We start from the raw sequence: 14004 nt of genomic DNA on the forward strand, positions 1-14004 counted from the left end.
TTTGACATGACAGTTCGAATTTTCACTGTTAAACGACTTCTCATTGTGTGTCTCACATTGGCCACAATATTTGCTGTGTTCATCCAACAAAATTTTCGGACGATTGCACTGAATATCGTGAACTCGTTAGCAGAGCCATACAGTGTAAGAGTTTTGGATGCCAAGGTTAGTATTGATAGTGCTAATCAATGGCATTTTCCTTTCATATTAGTTCGTTATCAAGATAGTGAAATCGCCCTTCATGAAGTTAAAATCCAACTCGATAATGGGTATAATGTCTTAAAAAATATGAAGTTATCACTAGAAGATATTAGTGATTTCAGTGTGAATAAAATTGATGTTAACTTGGGAGATAGTTTTTTTCAGCCCCAACAGCAAACAGATAACGCTGGGAGTATAGGATTAAGTTTATCGCACATTCCCGAAATAAAATTAGCAGCAATAAATATCTATTTACCATTTCAAAATAATGATCGTGCAATTATTCAAGCTAAGCACCTTAATTTGCTGACACCTAAACTCAGTCAAGCACAACCAAGTCCTTCTATACGTAAAACGTTAAGCGGTGAATTTTTACTCATGCAACAGGCTGTTGCAAACCTGTCTCTAACACTCAATTCCACTCAATGGCAGCTTACTCACTACACAGAACTTAACTCACTCCGTGAAGGGTTGGAACAGCTGAGCCTCACCCTAAACGAATATGCCTTACATACTCAGAAAGACAGTTTACAGGATAAGGAGCGAGCCAGTTCTTATTTAGAACAATCCTCTTTTTTATCAACATTAGACTCATTACAAAGTGCCATAAGCACGCATATGCTGACAATTAAAGGGCTTTGGAATAGTACAACTTCAATAGATTTAATCACTGGGGCAATCCAAAGCAAGCAAATAATTAATGAGTTAACTATCAGCTCATCAGCAGTTAAAAACGTTGCTTTTAATCCTGTATCGCCAATTCAGCTAGAAATAAACTACAAGCCTGAAGAAGATACGGTTACGCCAAACCTAAACGTTAAACTTGCCCCAATAAGCTGGCAACAAAGTACAGACAAACGCCAGTTGGAACAATTGATCCAACTACTGCAGCCTTCAATAGTGTTGCCAACAGAGAAACATGAATTAATAAAACAGCTTGAGCACCCTATTCTTTGGCAACTTGCTCTTACCAAACCTCTGACTATACAAACAAGATTGGATGACCAAGCAACTATTACAGCGAATTATGATGCCGCTATTGACATTTCTCATCCTGTTTTGTCAGCTGATATCACTCTAAGAAATAATCATATCGTAAAAGATAATTCAGATATCAGCTTTGACGCAGAAGTATTAAGCCACCTTAAGCAGAAACAACACATCAACCTAACCGCTATGGATTTTATCCCCCATGAGATCAGTTTCGAAAATAGTGAACTAACAACGGAAATTTCAATCAAGGCAACAAATAATACTGCCGAGATGGTTATTAATAGCGCGTCAATATATTCAGATAAACTCGATGCCACCATTAATTATAAAAACCTAAATACAGAAAATGTATATTGGCAGCTAACAGAGCCGTCAAGTCTTGCAGTATCTCAAACGCCTTCTTTAACATCTTCTAATGCTGCTTTGCAGCCATCTAACCTTAATCCCTCGAACTCACCTGAGCCATTGCGTTCAGTAATTAAGTTTAACGTAAATGGTTTTGCATTAGGCTTCGATTCCTTTTCATTTACTCAGCCAACACCCTTAGCATTTAATAAGCCAAGTTATGAGGCTCAATTAGGCAAGTTTCGAATTGAAGCTAAACAAAACATTGAATTAACATTGAACGAAACCACGCCTAGCATTGACCTACTATCGCAAGCCTTATCCCAAACCAATCAGTCAACTCTTAGCTGGCAACTGAATAATATTAAGCTTGATAAGCTTATCCCGAGTAAGTCGAGAACACGCCGGTATAAGGCATTAAGATTCGATCAAATAAATTTAGATCAAACACTATCATTAAAACAACAGTTACTAACGGGAACTGAACAATGGCAACTTGACGCCCTTTCACTATCAAGCTATCACTTATTAAATTTGCCCCAGAAGCACCAGCCAGCCTCACTCGCCGGACAATGGTCATTTGACACTGAACTAGCTGATATTCTTTCGACATTTGAACATACCCAGATGCTGCCTGATAACATGAAAATAGATGGCCGCAGTAAATTAAACGCTGGCTTTGCATTAATCGAGGCCCAAGGTGTATCACTTTTTGAAATGAAGTTCGAGCAACAGCTGACCAATATCGACGCAAAATACCACGAAAATGTGATGTATGATGCGACAGCTCAGGCTAATTGCCAGTTTAATTGGCAACAAGCACATAGCACACCTGAACGACCCGAAACATTCAGCCAAAGTCGATTGCTATGCCAACAAGCACAAATAGATATTCCCGAGGCATACGCAGGGATAAACCTAGACAACATTAACTTATCAGCCAATTTATCCTTAGGTAAAAACGAACAACTACCTGCCAAAAATTGGTTACAAGAAATCAGCGGCCTTAGTGATACTGACGTCAATTTAACTGCCAGCGGCGACTTACTTGATGGTGAGTTTCTAATTCCTGAGTTTTATTTAAGGTTACACGATATCTCAGAGGGCTACTTTGTCCTTAATGGGATCAGTCTAGAAGACTTATTAGCAGCGCAGCCCCAAGTCGGTGTTTATGCAAATGGGATTTTTGATGGTGTACTTCCCGCTACGTTAGTGGATGGCAAAGTCACCATAGCGGGCGGTCATCTTGCCGCGAGAAAACCTGGCGGGTTAATTCAAGTATCTAATAACCCAGCACTTGAACAAATAAGAGCTTCACAACCCCACCTTGATTTTGTGGTGCAAGCACTAGAACATCTCGAATATAGCCAACTAAGCAGTACATTCGATATGAAAAATAACGGTGATGCGAGTTTGAAAGTGCAAGTAAAAGGTAAAAGCCAAGACATTGAAAGGCCAATACATTTGAACTATTCTCATGAAGAGAATTTATTTCAACTGTATAAAAGTACCCAGATTGGCAATCAACTGCAAAATGACATCGAACGTTCCGTGAAGTAAAAGGACCACTCAGTGAAAACACCTTACGTTGTTAATATTATTTTTATCAGTTTCTGTTGCTTAGCTGCTGTGGCATGCTCGCCTACGGTAAAAATAGCGCCACCAGATAAACCCATCGAAATTAATCTAAACGTGAAAATCGAGCACGAAATTATTATCAAAATAGATAAAGAGCTCGATGTATTGCTCGAAGATGACGAATTATTTTAGTTATAGGGAGCAATACCAATGAAAGTTCAATTAATTGCTTTACTAACCGGACTATTGTTTTCAAGTTCTGCACTTGCATTGACCTTACAGCAGGCTAAGAGTCAGGGCTTACTTGGCGAACAAACTAACGGATACTTAGGGTTAGTCGTCAACAATGAGCAAGCCAAAAAAGTCATGAATGATGTCAATGCAAAACGGAAACTACACTACCAAAAAATAGCTAAAAAGAATAAGTTATCGACTGATGATGTAGCCATGCTCGCAGCAAAAAAAGCCATTGCTGCTGCAAAAAAGGATCATTATATTCAAACGGTTTCTGGTAAGTGGCAACAAAAATAATGCCAGTTAACTCATCTTTGCTTGGTTACTGATCAAGCAAAGATTTCAGCAATAGACTTATTTAGTCTTTAATTAACGTTCTTGCTAGCCCTTAACCCCACCATAAGCGCAACCTGTCATTTCCTCTCTGGTATTTTACAAAGTAAAGCTTAAACCATACATTTTTTAATGGTATTTTTCTAGTTCAAAAGTGTTACATTTGTAACATGTCAATTTTTTGTCTGGTGCCAAATAACCACACATCCAACCGCTAAAATTATATGAATAAGACACTCACTATAATAATTACAATTTGTCTTTTCGTGGCAACCCCACTGCAAGCAAAACCTGTAGTAAACGTCGGGGGCTATTTGTTTGCTCCTTATGTTGATGTATCCGAAGACGGCTTATTTCAAGGTTTTACTATTGATCTCATTGCTGCCTTTAATCAACTACAAACTGAAGTTGAGTTTCAATTTGTTAATACAAGTATTGAGAATCGCTACCAAGCCTATGATATAAGACGGTTTGATATGATGTTTTTTGAAAGTCCTATTTGGGGCTGGAAAAGCTTCATTGCCGAATTTATTCCTCTAGACATTGTTGATGGCGAAGTGTTTATAACACTTAGAGATGGGGTGAAAGATCAGCAGTACTTTGATAGTTTTGGAAATAAATCACTCAGTTTAGTCAGCGGTTATCATTATCAGTTTGCCCAGTGGAATAACAATGAACAAGATCTAATGAGCGATTTTGATATTCAATTTGTTCATACTAACCGAGCATCGATTGAAAGCGTATTAAAAGGCAGAGCTGACATTGCCCCTGTCACCTTATCTTACCTGCAGCATTACATTAAAATGTATCCAAAAATCAGAGATAACCTGCTAATTTCAGAGAAATTAGATCAAACATATTCTCATAGTATTTTGTTAAACCCCAAAGCTGTAATTTCTAAAGCGAAATTGCAAAAATGGTTATCAGATTTGCAGGAATCTGGTCGGCTCAATCGAATAGCAAAAAAATATGATTTAGCGATAAAACCTAGATAAAAAATAACCCCATTAATTGTTCAATTAATGGGGTTAATGATTAAAAAAACCAAACGTATTTCGTTCGACTTTATATTTGATATTACATAGTAACCATAGCCCAATATTCTAGGCGTGATTGCGGGTCTAAGACGACTTTTTTACATAGCTCTTTATATTTTCCCATTAAAGGGCCTAAACCACTTGAGCCACCTAAACTTGCAATCTGTTGCTCTTTGGCTTCAGCAACTGCGGTAGTCACAGCATCTGCAGCCATATATTGACCAGCTAATTTTTCAGCTTCTTCACCTGAGGTTTTTAATCGAGAACCCACAGCTTGCATCTGCGGCGCATCCATTCCCATGATCACCCCAGAGGCAATTTCATAATAAGCTGCACATTGAACTAACTCATTACTAAACGCCGCTTCAGCCTTATCTTGCGCACTTGCCTGAAAACTTGCTGTCATCAACACAGCGGCAGATAACATATATCCTTTTTTGCCCATGAAATTTCCTTTACATATTTTATTTCTACAAGACAATCATTACGTTAGATTCACAAGGCTAACGATATTTAATGACTTGTTTTAGTTAGTAGTTTATTTCTGTATTAAGCATCGCATTAGCATATTGCTGACGATAATAATCTAAACGGTGCTTTAAATGCTTTTGAACCGTTGTCCACTCAGTATCAATAATGGAATACACAACCGTATCTCTTACTGTGCCATCTTTAAGAATTTTATGGTTTCTCAGCACACCGTCTTGTTTAGCACCTAAGCGCATAATGGCTTGTCTTGATGCTTGGTTATGCCAGTGTGTTCTAAACTCTACTGCCATGACATCTAACGTATTAAAAGCATAATCCAATAACAATAACTTGGTTTCGGTATTGGCTGACGTTCGTTGGGCACGTTTAGCATACCAAGTGTAGCCAATCTCTAGACGACGATTAGGCTGATCCCAATGACAAATTCGAGTACAGCCAATAATTTCACCTGAAGTTTTATCCCTGACCACAAACGCTAATGACTCACCTTGTTTTTCTTGTTGTAGCGCTTTCTCTACATAAGCTTTCATTTCGTCTGGGTGTGGAACCGAGGTAAACCATAACTCCCAAAGGTTGCCATCTGCACTTGCTAAACTAAGAGCAGCAACATGATCGATACTTAGCGGTTCTAAAATGACATGGTCGCCGGTTAGCACACTATGACTGTCTATGTTTGCCATTCTTACTCCCTTACCAAATAGTTAACTTAGTCACACAATGACAGAATACATGATCTTAATCAGAAAAAATCATCTTTATCAGTAGAGAAACATAATTATTGTTTTCGATTAGTGTGTTAGCGACCTAAAAGGACAAGATTTACTAAGTTGAAACGTAAAAAGGCCAATAAATCAATACTGGCCTTTGAGTAACCTAATGGACGCCTCAATTACGGCATAGTCGTTAACGACTTTAATATCAATGCTTTTAGATACTTATTGCGCAAAAGATAGTTGATAAACACTCGTCGTTCCGCTCACTTCATTGCCAACTATCAATAATGGCAAACCATTTGGACTGTTTTCTGGGCTAACAAATTTCATTCCTTCTGGGCCAAGATCGCCTGCTAATTCTGGTTGACCAGAAATGTCGCTGCCGTCTATTTCAAATTCAATATCAAAATCACGATTAACAACATAATCGACAAATCGAACATCAAAAGGGTTACTGATATCGTAAATCATAAAACCAGACGTACGCTCAAGGCCGATAAATGCATATTGTTTACCTGCAATTTGACCAATAGCTAATGCTTCTGGCTCAGGTCCTTTATCATCGCTTCGACTGTCACCTTTACTTTCTTCATTATGATTATTGAAGTTGTCAGCTAAAATTGCAGCGGTAATACGCTCAAATTGACTACCACTATCAAAGACTAATTGACCATCATGAGTCCAAATAGAAAATGAACGAGCACCATAAGAAACGATTCTATCCATATCTCCATCGCCATCATCATCCCCCATTGTCGTTGTCACCTTTAGTCGGCCCAATTGCGTTTTATCTTGAGCTGCAGCGACTTGAGGATGATTAGCATCTAAGAGTAAATCTTCCGCTCGTGCCTCTTCAGAAAAGCCATCATAATCACGGGCATCTCCTTCATTAGCACTGACCACAAATGTTTGTTCATTCCATTGATAAGAAGCGATCGTATCTGGTTGATACATACCATAAACACCTTCATAAGTTTGAATGTTAATAGCATCATCTTTATCACTTGCATCAATTTCATTTCCTACATCACCATAATGCTTAAGGCCTAGGGCATTAATCTGCTCAACAGTATTATCAGTCAAATTAATCACCGCAATGGCATTATTTTCCTGCAAGCTAACATAGGCATATTTATTATCTAATGAAACAGCAATATATTCAGGCTCAAGATCTTGTGATACCGAAGCGCCTGGACCATTTAACTTAATCATTTCGCTCATTTCATCATGGCGCGTACCACCAGCATCAAAGTCGTTAAAATCAATGATTGTCGCACTATCAGCAGGACTATTATCAGCAATTGTAATCACGGCAACTGAACCTTGTGGATCAACACTATAATCACTATTGGGCTCACCTTCGTTCGCTACGATGACAAGAGCGCCGTCATGACTAAATACAAGGTTGTCTGGCAAAGCACCAACGGTAACCGCTTTAATATAACTGGCTTCACCTGCTGCTGATAATCGATAAAACGCTATAACGCCATTACCTTGAGTCGCATTTCCCAACTCATCGGCCCTTTCAACTGCAACAGCTAACAAGTCGTCATATATACTGATGCTATTTACATTACCTAAGCCTGTTATTTCGGCATCGGTTGCCACATCTATGCTAAACACCTTAGTTAGATTATCTAAATTAGTCGCTGCTATATCATTAGCTGTCATTACAGTGTTATCACCTTCTGTATATAGCACTGAAATATCTAACGCATCAACCTGACCGCTATGCGCATTAACCACAAAAACTAGTCTACTTTGTGTATGGTAATCAACAATTTCAGCAGCACTTTGTCCAAAAATACCAGACTGATAACGTCCAACTAATTCTGCTGATAAGGCACCTTGTTGCTCCTGACACATGATTTGGGTTTGTGAAGAATCAATTTCGTCAATGTCCAGTATCCCATTACCGTTGACATCCAAGCCAGTCTCAATTTGTTGTCCGCCAAAAGGACATTGTGCATGTCCAGTCAGTAGCTCACTTGCAAGTAACAATGAACTTTGACCATTGATTCCATTACTGCCGTCCTGTCCATTACTGCCATCATCGCCATCACACCCTGATAAAGTCATTACAGACATCATTGCGACTAAAGGTAAAACTGCTGTTTTCATGTTTGTTCCTGTTGCGTACTTGTTATAAAAATTTCAAGTAAGCTACGCAAACTCAATGACAATCAAACGACGAGACTGTTAAGGTATTGTGACAAAAAACTGGGATTAACCAGTAAATAAATTGATACAAGTTCATAAAAATTATTTCGCTCTATTAGCAAGTTCTCATGATAAAATTTAAACACTTAATTCTTCATCTACTTCATATTTCCCTATTCTTTCAATAAACTGAGGTTAGAGTGAGCCAGTCTTTAAACACGCATCACAATACAACTCCGCCAAATGTGCCGAATTTAGCAATGCTAATTCCAATGCTTGCTGCCATTGTGGCCATTACGCCACTCGCTATCGACATGTATCTACCTGCCATGTCGAATATCGCTCAAACGTACTCAACGCACGTAACCACTGTGCAGCAGTCATTGAGTATCTATCTTGCTGGCTATGCATTAGGTATGCTTACATTCGGCCCGCTTGCAGATCGTTTTGGCCGCAGACCGCTAGTCATTTTTGGTCTCAGCGGATTTACCGTAATCAGTTTCTTTATTTCAATATGTAGCTCAATCGAAGTGTTTTTAGCATTGCGTTTTGTGCAAGCATTTATTGGCGCAGCTGCCACAGTGGTGGTTCCGGGTTATATCAAAGAGGTATATGGTGATAACACCGCTAAAGGGATGTCATACGTCAGCTTAATCATGATGCTCGCACCATTATTAGCTCCCTCTTTAGGTAGCTTGATACTGGAGCTGGGTGAATGGCCGTTAATTTTCTCAGTCAAAGTTGCTATGCAATTGCCTTGCTACTGATTGTCTTGTTCAAGCTAAAAATGCCCAGTGATAAAGCGGCTGATACACGAAGTAAGCAATCTTTCTTTGCTGCCTATAAAACCGTATTAACTCGCCAAGGCGTCAAAGTAAACATCACGTGTGGTGTATTAACCTCATTTGCGTTTTTTTGTTATTTAACTGCTTCACCATTTATTTATATGGAAGTATTCGGACTCGATAAAACCTTATTTGCTGTTTTATTTAGTACCAACGTCGGTGCACTCATGCTGGCAAATATAATCAATTCTAGAATCGTAACTCGATACGGTTCAAGCCGTATGTTATTTGTGGCAACAGTTTTTGGCTCTTTAGCTGCCACAGGATTATTAATCGTCAATATTGTCGATTTAAGTTATCACTACACTGTTGCAATGCTGATCCCTTTAATGGGCTGTTTAGGTATCATGTCTGTCAATGCTGATGCCATTGTATTGATGAAGTTTAAAAAAGAAACGGGTACCGCCACTGCGGTTATTGGAACATTACGTTTTGGGTTTGGCTCTTTAGCTGGTCCTTTACTTGCGTTATTTTATACTGGCACCGCTGTTCCATTCTCTGCATTGATGCTGATTTCAGTGGTGATGGTCATGGCCTGTTTGCTATATCAACGCACGCAACCTTATAACCCATAAACGACTTGCGAAAACGACAGTTAATAAGCTAACGACCTAGAATAAAACGTTAGCTCATACTGAGACTCGCTAAACAATCATACGCTTCAATTAACTTCCTCTACTTTCATTGGAACTGTAGAGGAAGTCATTTCCGTAATTAGCCTTACAAAGCCATCATGTTTTACCCCGTCATTTGCCTGTCACCTGCCATGTACCCGTCATTCTAATCGAGCCTAACGCACTCAAATATCGAGATTTGTCTTGAAGTAAAAAAACTATCATATCTTTAGCTAATTCACAGAACTCTACTAGACTGACTATTGATATGTTAATGAATGAACAAGAAACGGCAGTGAATTGCACACCATAGAATGGATCACGCTTTTGTCAAAATGACAGTCATTTCATAGTGACATTGAAGTGCTAACGCTAGCGCAGAGCTGCTAATAACATTTAAGGATGACACAAAGTAAGCACGTCAGCCCATGATGACATTAACGGAGTAATAACCATCATACATTCGGTACTAAAACGGCTATTAACTGATAAGCTTGAAAGACGTTTGTCAGCTTCAACAATTTGTTTAATCACACTGTCCATGCTGACGAGTGTTAGCGTGATCGCTGAGCCTTTATCAACACCAGATATTGATGATATTGAATACCCAGTCGATATGCCTCCAAGTGCTGAAGAGATCATGCTTGGCAAGTACCTTTTCTTTGACCCACAGTTATCGGGAAACCACACCATTTCATGTGCAACTTGCCATAACCCTGATAACGGATTTGGTGACGGATTAAAATTAAGTGCAGGTCATGACGGCAAACCATTAACGCGACACACCCCTCCCTTATACAATTTAGCTTGGTCAAGCAGCCTATTTTGGGATGGACGAGCATCATCACTTGAACATCAAGTGCTTATGCCAATTTATAACCCTTCAGAAATGAATTTATCAGAGAAAGTTTTATTAAAAAGAATCGCTAAGAGCCAATTCTATCAATCAAAATTTAAACAGGTTTACCAGCAAACTGACATCACTCCTCATTTAATTAGCCAAGCTTTAGCGGCGTTTATGCGCGACATCATTACCAACAACTCTCCATTTGATGAATACCTCGCGGGAGCAGAAAACGCACTAAGTCCTCAAGCAAAAAACGGATTAGCTTTATTTGAAGGAAAAGCGAAATGTATTGAGTGTCATGACGGTGCAAATTTTACCGACGACAGTTTTCATAGTTTAGGTATTGCATTTGAGGACAAAGGCAGAGCCAATGTCATTAAAGATAACTCTCTGGCATACCGATTTAAAACACCGACTCTTCGCAATATCACCTTAACCGCGCCATATATGCATGATGGATCGTTGCCTGATTTAGAGTCCGTAATGACTTTTTATAATGATGGCGGCGGCTCTGGTCCAAATAAAGACAAGCTAATGGAACCATTAAACCTGTCTCAATCAGAAATTCGTGACTTAATTGCTTTTTTATCAGCCTTAACAGATCCAGTTCTTATAGGGCGTCCGCCAAGCATGACACAGGCTCAGATATCACCCAATGAGATGCATAAGGGAGAAAACATATGGAAATGAACCCTTCAAAAACGGCAAAGACGAAATACTTGCTAACTATTCTACTCGCCAATATGCTTGCATTGCCAGCCGCTTTCGCGACTGAAATTACTGGCACAATATCATTTATAAAAAAGCCGCCAATGGTTGGAATTGTGTATGTGCCATCAAGCCAATCAGACCAATATGCGCCGGTTATCGATCAAGTTGATAAACAATTCACTAGCAAAATGGCTGTTGTTAATGCGGGTAACCTAGTGACCTTTAAAAATTCAGATGATGTTGAACACAACGTATTTGCCAATGACACAAGTCAATCCGCAAAATTTGATGTTGGATTAATGTCGCCTGGAGGAGAAAAGAAAATAAAAGTCGATTGGGATAAAAACAGTATCGTAAGAGTTGGCTGTAAAATTCACCCTAAAATGAGAACTTACCTAGCAGCAATAGATACGCCCTTTCATCAAATTCTTGAATTTCAAAAAGGGACACAAGAATATACCTTTAGCATCAAAAATGTGCCAGCAGACTCAAAAAAGTCGTCTTTAGTATTCCCAAATATGACTTACTTACCGTCGAGTTAACATCAGGTTCTATCTGGACAGCTGAGATTACCAAAAAAGGTAAAGTCCGTGGTCTTCTTACCATTAATCAAAAGTAGGCCACCATGAAATCATATCAATTTATAAAGGTTTCCCTAATATTGTTGGCGCTTACCGCTTCGACTCGGCTCGCTTCACAAACTGAAATAGCCAACACTCAAGCTTATCAAGTCGATATATTTAACTTCGATCACCAACTCATTCCTGATTCAGAAAATTATCAACAGCAATGGCGGAGACTGACAGGTTTTGAACACTCAGGTTTGCATTGGGAACAGTTCGTAGTGATTTACACTAATCATGGAGAACGTGCTTATCGCAATAACTTTCTAGAATTCAGTGCCTGGTTTGACGACCCAGAAGATGAAGATAACCAGCCTGAGTATTTCACTTATCCAGTTGGCACCATTTTTATTAAAGAAAATTATCAAATGCTTAATGGCAAACCTGCGGATCCCAAATCCATAACAGTGATGGTTAAGCACCCCCAAGGATACGACGCTGAAGGGGGAAACTGGGAGTACATACAATTTTCAGTCAATGGGCAACAAATGATCAAGGGAAGCCGTAAAGATAAAACGGTGAAGCAACAATGTGCTGGTTGTCACCAAAACGTTGCAGATAGAGACTTTATATTTTCAAATTTTTACAGTGGCACAAACTAACCCATGATGAATATGTTAACTCGATTTAGTCTCAAACAAAAAGCCATAGCAGCCACAATTGTTCTTGTCTTAGTGCTACTTTCTATCACGTTAGTTTCACTTGTGAGTTTTTCTTCAACCCAAGAAAGACTCACCAAGGTCACATCGCAATATCAACCTAAAATGCTCAGCGCAATGCAATTAACCTCGCATTTTTACCATAGCTTGAGTGTATTAGGGAATTACCTCATTGAGAAAGATGATTACAACATGAACCTATATAGGGAAAAGGTAAATGACATCAATTCCACATTAACTGAACTGGTTAACTTAACAAACTTAAATCCCGAACTGGATGATTCTGAACAACTATTACGAATTAGGCAGTTAGTAGACAAAATCATAACTCATAATATATCAATGCTAGAGTTAGCTCAAAATAACAATAAAAATATGCCTGCAATTGGGATTGCATCGTCAAAACTTGAGCCTATTGCCATCAATATGAATCAGATCGTTAATGACTTATTACTGGCAACTGCAATTAATGAACAGCAAAGCATCTTACCTTTGATTGAAGACCTTAGGTATAACTGGATAATGCTCGTCAGTGAAGTCAGAAACTACCTTGCCTTTAGGCAATTACCAACCATAGATGAAATTGCGCTATTTAAAACAGGCGTTAATCAGTCATTTGAAGCATTAGAAAAACGTCGCTATGAAATGGATGACGATCAACTCGACCTATTGGATGAATTCGAAGCAAATACCGCGGCGTATCAGGCTGCGCTTGTTAAAGCAATTAATATTCATGCAGGCAATAATTGGCGAGCTGATCGTCAATTAATGAAGCAGAACATCACACCAACACTCAAAGAGCTCACAAAAGAATTAGAGGTTCTCGTCACCAAGCAACAACGTCGAATACATGAAAGTAACCTCGCCTTGTCGAAGCAAATTAGTGAAGCGGAAAATACTATTCGTTTCTCAATACAAGTCGCGTTAGCGATTGCACTTTTGGTGATATTCTTATCTTTTAAAAATAAACGCTTATTGAGTGATATCTTAATTCATAAAGAAAGCGAGCGTAAACTGTTCCATAAAGCGCACCATGATACTTTAACAAAACTGGCCAATCGGGCATTTTTTGATGATCGATTATTTAAAATGTTTTTAGATCAAGAAACCCGTTCTAAACGCCGCTCAAAAAGAGAAAATAACCTTGAAATAAACAGTCACTTTTTTGGTTTACTGTATATCGACCTTGATGGTTTTAAAGCCGTAAACGACAATGTTGGCCATGATGCGGGTGACTTTATTTTAATTGAAGTTGCAAAAAGAATGAAAAATGTGGTGCGTAATTCAGACATTGTTTGTCGTCTTGGTGGTGATGAATTCGCAGTGTTACTTAATGACATTAATCATATTAATAGTATTGAGAAAATCTCTGAAAACTTATGCAAAACAATTAGTCAACCTTACCACTATAAAGAACAAGTATTACAAGTCAGTGCCAGTATTGGTTTTTCATATTCTAGACATCCGCAACTGCCATTACACAAGAAAGTTAAATTTAGGATGGAAGCAATCATTAAACAAGCTGATACCGCCATGTACCACGCTAAAGAGAATGGCAAAAACCAATACGCACAATTTAAATAAAGCCTGATCTTATGATGTTAAGCTTCAACCAACAAATT

General features: G+C 38.6%; 12 protein-coding genes and 1 pseudogene. 9 read left to right on the forward strand and 4 right to left on the reverse strand.

Annotated features, from left to right (window positions below):
• Positions 1-6: 6 nt before the first annotated feature.
• The 4 genes from ACGEDC_RS20255 to ACGEDC_RS20270 all read left to right on the forward strand — a co-directional run bounded on the left by ACGEDC_RS20255 (position 7) and on the right by ACGEDC_RS20270 (position 4679).
• Positions 7-3099, forward strand: coding sequence for a YdbH domain-containing protein (locus tag ACGEDC_RS20255; RefSeq protein WP_394495400.1), 3093 nt, complete (start codon positions 7-9; stop codon positions 3097-3099).
• 36 nt (positions 3100-3135) lie between these two features.
• Positions 3136-3309 (forward strand): YnbE family lipoprotein, encoded by a 174-nt coding sequence (locus ACGEDC_RS20260; RefSeq protein ID WP_225442272.1) that lies wholly within the window; start codon positions 3136-3138, stop codon positions 3307-3309.
• An 18-nt stretch (positions 3310-3327) separates the two neighbouring features.
• Positions 3328-3648, forward strand: a complete 321-nt coding sequence (locus ACGEDC_RS20265) for a YdbL family protein (protein WP_055023263.1) — start codon at positions 3328-3330, stop codon at positions 3646-3648.
• Positions 3649-3908: 260 nt separating this feature from the next.
• Positions 3909-4679 carry a substrate-binding periplasmic protein gene (locus tag ACGEDC_RS20270; RefSeq protein WP_394495402.1) on the forward strand — a complete coding sequence of 257 codons (771 nt, stop codon included), beginning with the start codon at positions 3909-3911 and terminating at the stop codon, positions 4677-4679.
• A gap of 82 nt (positions 4680-4761) precedes the next feature.
• Here ACGEDC_RS20270 and ACGEDC_RS20275 read toward each other — a convergent pair whose 3' ends face one another.
• The 3 genes from ACGEDC_RS20275 to ACGEDC_RS20285 form a co-directional block, all read right to left on the reverse strand.
• A complete protein-coding gene (locus ACGEDC_RS20275; protein ID WP_055023265.1) occupies positions 4762-5166 on the reverse strand; it encodes a hypothetical protein in 405 nt (134 codons plus the stop codon).
• Positions 5167-5251: 85 nt separating this feature from the next.
• On the reverse strand, positions 5252-5890 hold the full coding sequence (locus tag ACGEDC_RS20280) for a GNAT family N-acetyltransferase (RefSeq protein WP_080915900.1): 639 nt from the start codon (positions 5888-5890) through the stop codon (positions 5252-5254).
• 255 nt (positions 5891-6145) lie between these two features.
• Positions 6146-8044 (reverse strand): choice-of-anchor I family protein, encoded by a 1899-nt coding sequence (locus ACGEDC_RS20285; RefSeq protein WP_394495405.1) that lies wholly within the window; start codon positions 8042-8044, stop codon positions 6146-6148.
• A 299-nt stretch (positions 8045-8343) separates the two neighbouring features.
• Between ACGEDC_RS20285 and ACGEDC_RS20290 the strand changes: the two are divergent.
• Positions 8344-9503: pseudogene (locus tag ACGEDC_RS20290) on the forward strand (multidrug effflux MFS transporter).
• Positions 9504-9938: 435 nt separating this feature from the next.
• Here the strand turns inward: ACGEDC_RS20290 and ACGEDC_RS20295 are convergent.
• Complete coding sequence (locus ACGEDC_RS20295; RefSeq protein ID WP_156669076.1) at positions 9939-10076, reverse strand: hypothetical protein; 138 nt, start codon at positions 10074-10076, stop codon at positions 9939-9941.
• 25 nt (positions 10077-10101) lie between these two features.
• Between ACGEDC_RS20295 and ACGEDC_RS20300 the strand changes: the two genes are divergently transcribed.
• The 4 genes from ACGEDC_RS20300 (at position 10102) to ACGEDC_RS20315 (ending at position 13966) form a co-directional block, all read left to right on the forward strand.
• Entirely contained in the window at positions 10102-11079 is a 978-nt protein-coding gene (locus ACGEDC_RS20300) for a cytochrome-c peroxidase (RefSeq protein ID WP_394495408.1), read from the forward strand.
• Complete coding sequence (locus ACGEDC_RS20305) at positions 11070-11642, forward strand: hypothetical protein (RefSeq protein ID WP_394495410.1); 573 nt, start codon at positions 11070-11072, stop codon at positions 11640-11642. The genes ACGEDC_RS20300 and ACGEDC_RS20305 overlap by 10 nt, the downstream gene beginning before the upstream one ends.
• A gap of 83 nt (positions 11643-11725) precedes the next feature.
• Positions 11726-12325 (forward strand): cytochrome P460 family protein, encoded by a 600-nt coding sequence (locus tag ACGEDC_RS20310; RefSeq protein WP_394495412.1) that lies wholly within the window; start codon positions 11726-11728, stop codon positions 12323-12325.
• Positions 12326-12328: 3 nt separating this feature from the next.
• On the forward strand, positions 12329-13966 hold the full coding sequence (locus tag ACGEDC_RS20315; protein WP_394495414.1) for a diguanylate cyclase domain-containing protein: 1638 nt from the start codon (positions 12329-12331) through the stop codon (positions 13964-13966).
• Positions 13967-14004: the final 38 nt, after the last annotated feature.

Source organism: Shewanella sp. ENK2, from assembly GCF_043568515.1.
GTDB lineage: Bacteria > Pseudomonadota > Gammaproteobacteria > Enterobacterales > Shewanellaceae > Shewanella > Shewanella japonica.

Bases quoted from the DNA above. Each gene is read 5' to 3' on its own strand.
- ACGEDC_RS20275 (WP_055023265.1), bottom strand. From the start codon at position 5,166: ATGGGCAAAAAAGGATATATGTTATCTGCCGCTGTGTTGATGACAGCA.
- ACGEDC_RS20315 (WP_394495414.1), top strand. From the start codon at position 12,329: ATGATGAATATGTTAACTCGATTTAGTCTCAAACAAAAAGCCATAGCA.
- ACGEDC_RS20305 (WP_394495410.1), top strand. From the start codon at position 11,070: ATGGAAATGAACCCTTCAAAAACGGCAAAGACGAAATACTTGCTAACT.
- ACGEDC_RS20310 (WP_394495412.1), top strand. From the start codon at position 11,726: ATGAAATCATATCAATTTATAAAGGTTTCCCTAATATTGTTGGCGCTT.
- ACGEDC_RS20280 (WP_080915900.1), bottom strand. From the start codon at position 5,890: ATGGCAAACATAGACAGTCATAGTGTGCTAACCGGCGACCATGTCATT.
- ACGEDC_RS20255 (WP_394495400.1), top strand. From the start codon at position 7: ATGACAGTTCGAATTTTCACTGTTAAACGACTTCTCATTGTGTGTCTC.
- ACGEDC_RS20265 (WP_055023263.1), top strand. From the start codon at position 3,328: ATGAAAGTTCAATTAATTGCTTTACTAACCGGACTATTGTTTTCAAGT.
- ACGEDC_RS20285 (WP_394495405.1), bottom strand. From the start codon at position 8,044: ATGAAAACAGCAGTTTTACCTTTAGTCGCAATGATGTCTGTAATGACT.
- ACGEDC_RS20270 (WP_394495402.1), top strand. From the start codon at position 3,909: ATGAATAAGACACTCACTATAATAATTACAATTTGTCTTTTCGTGGCA.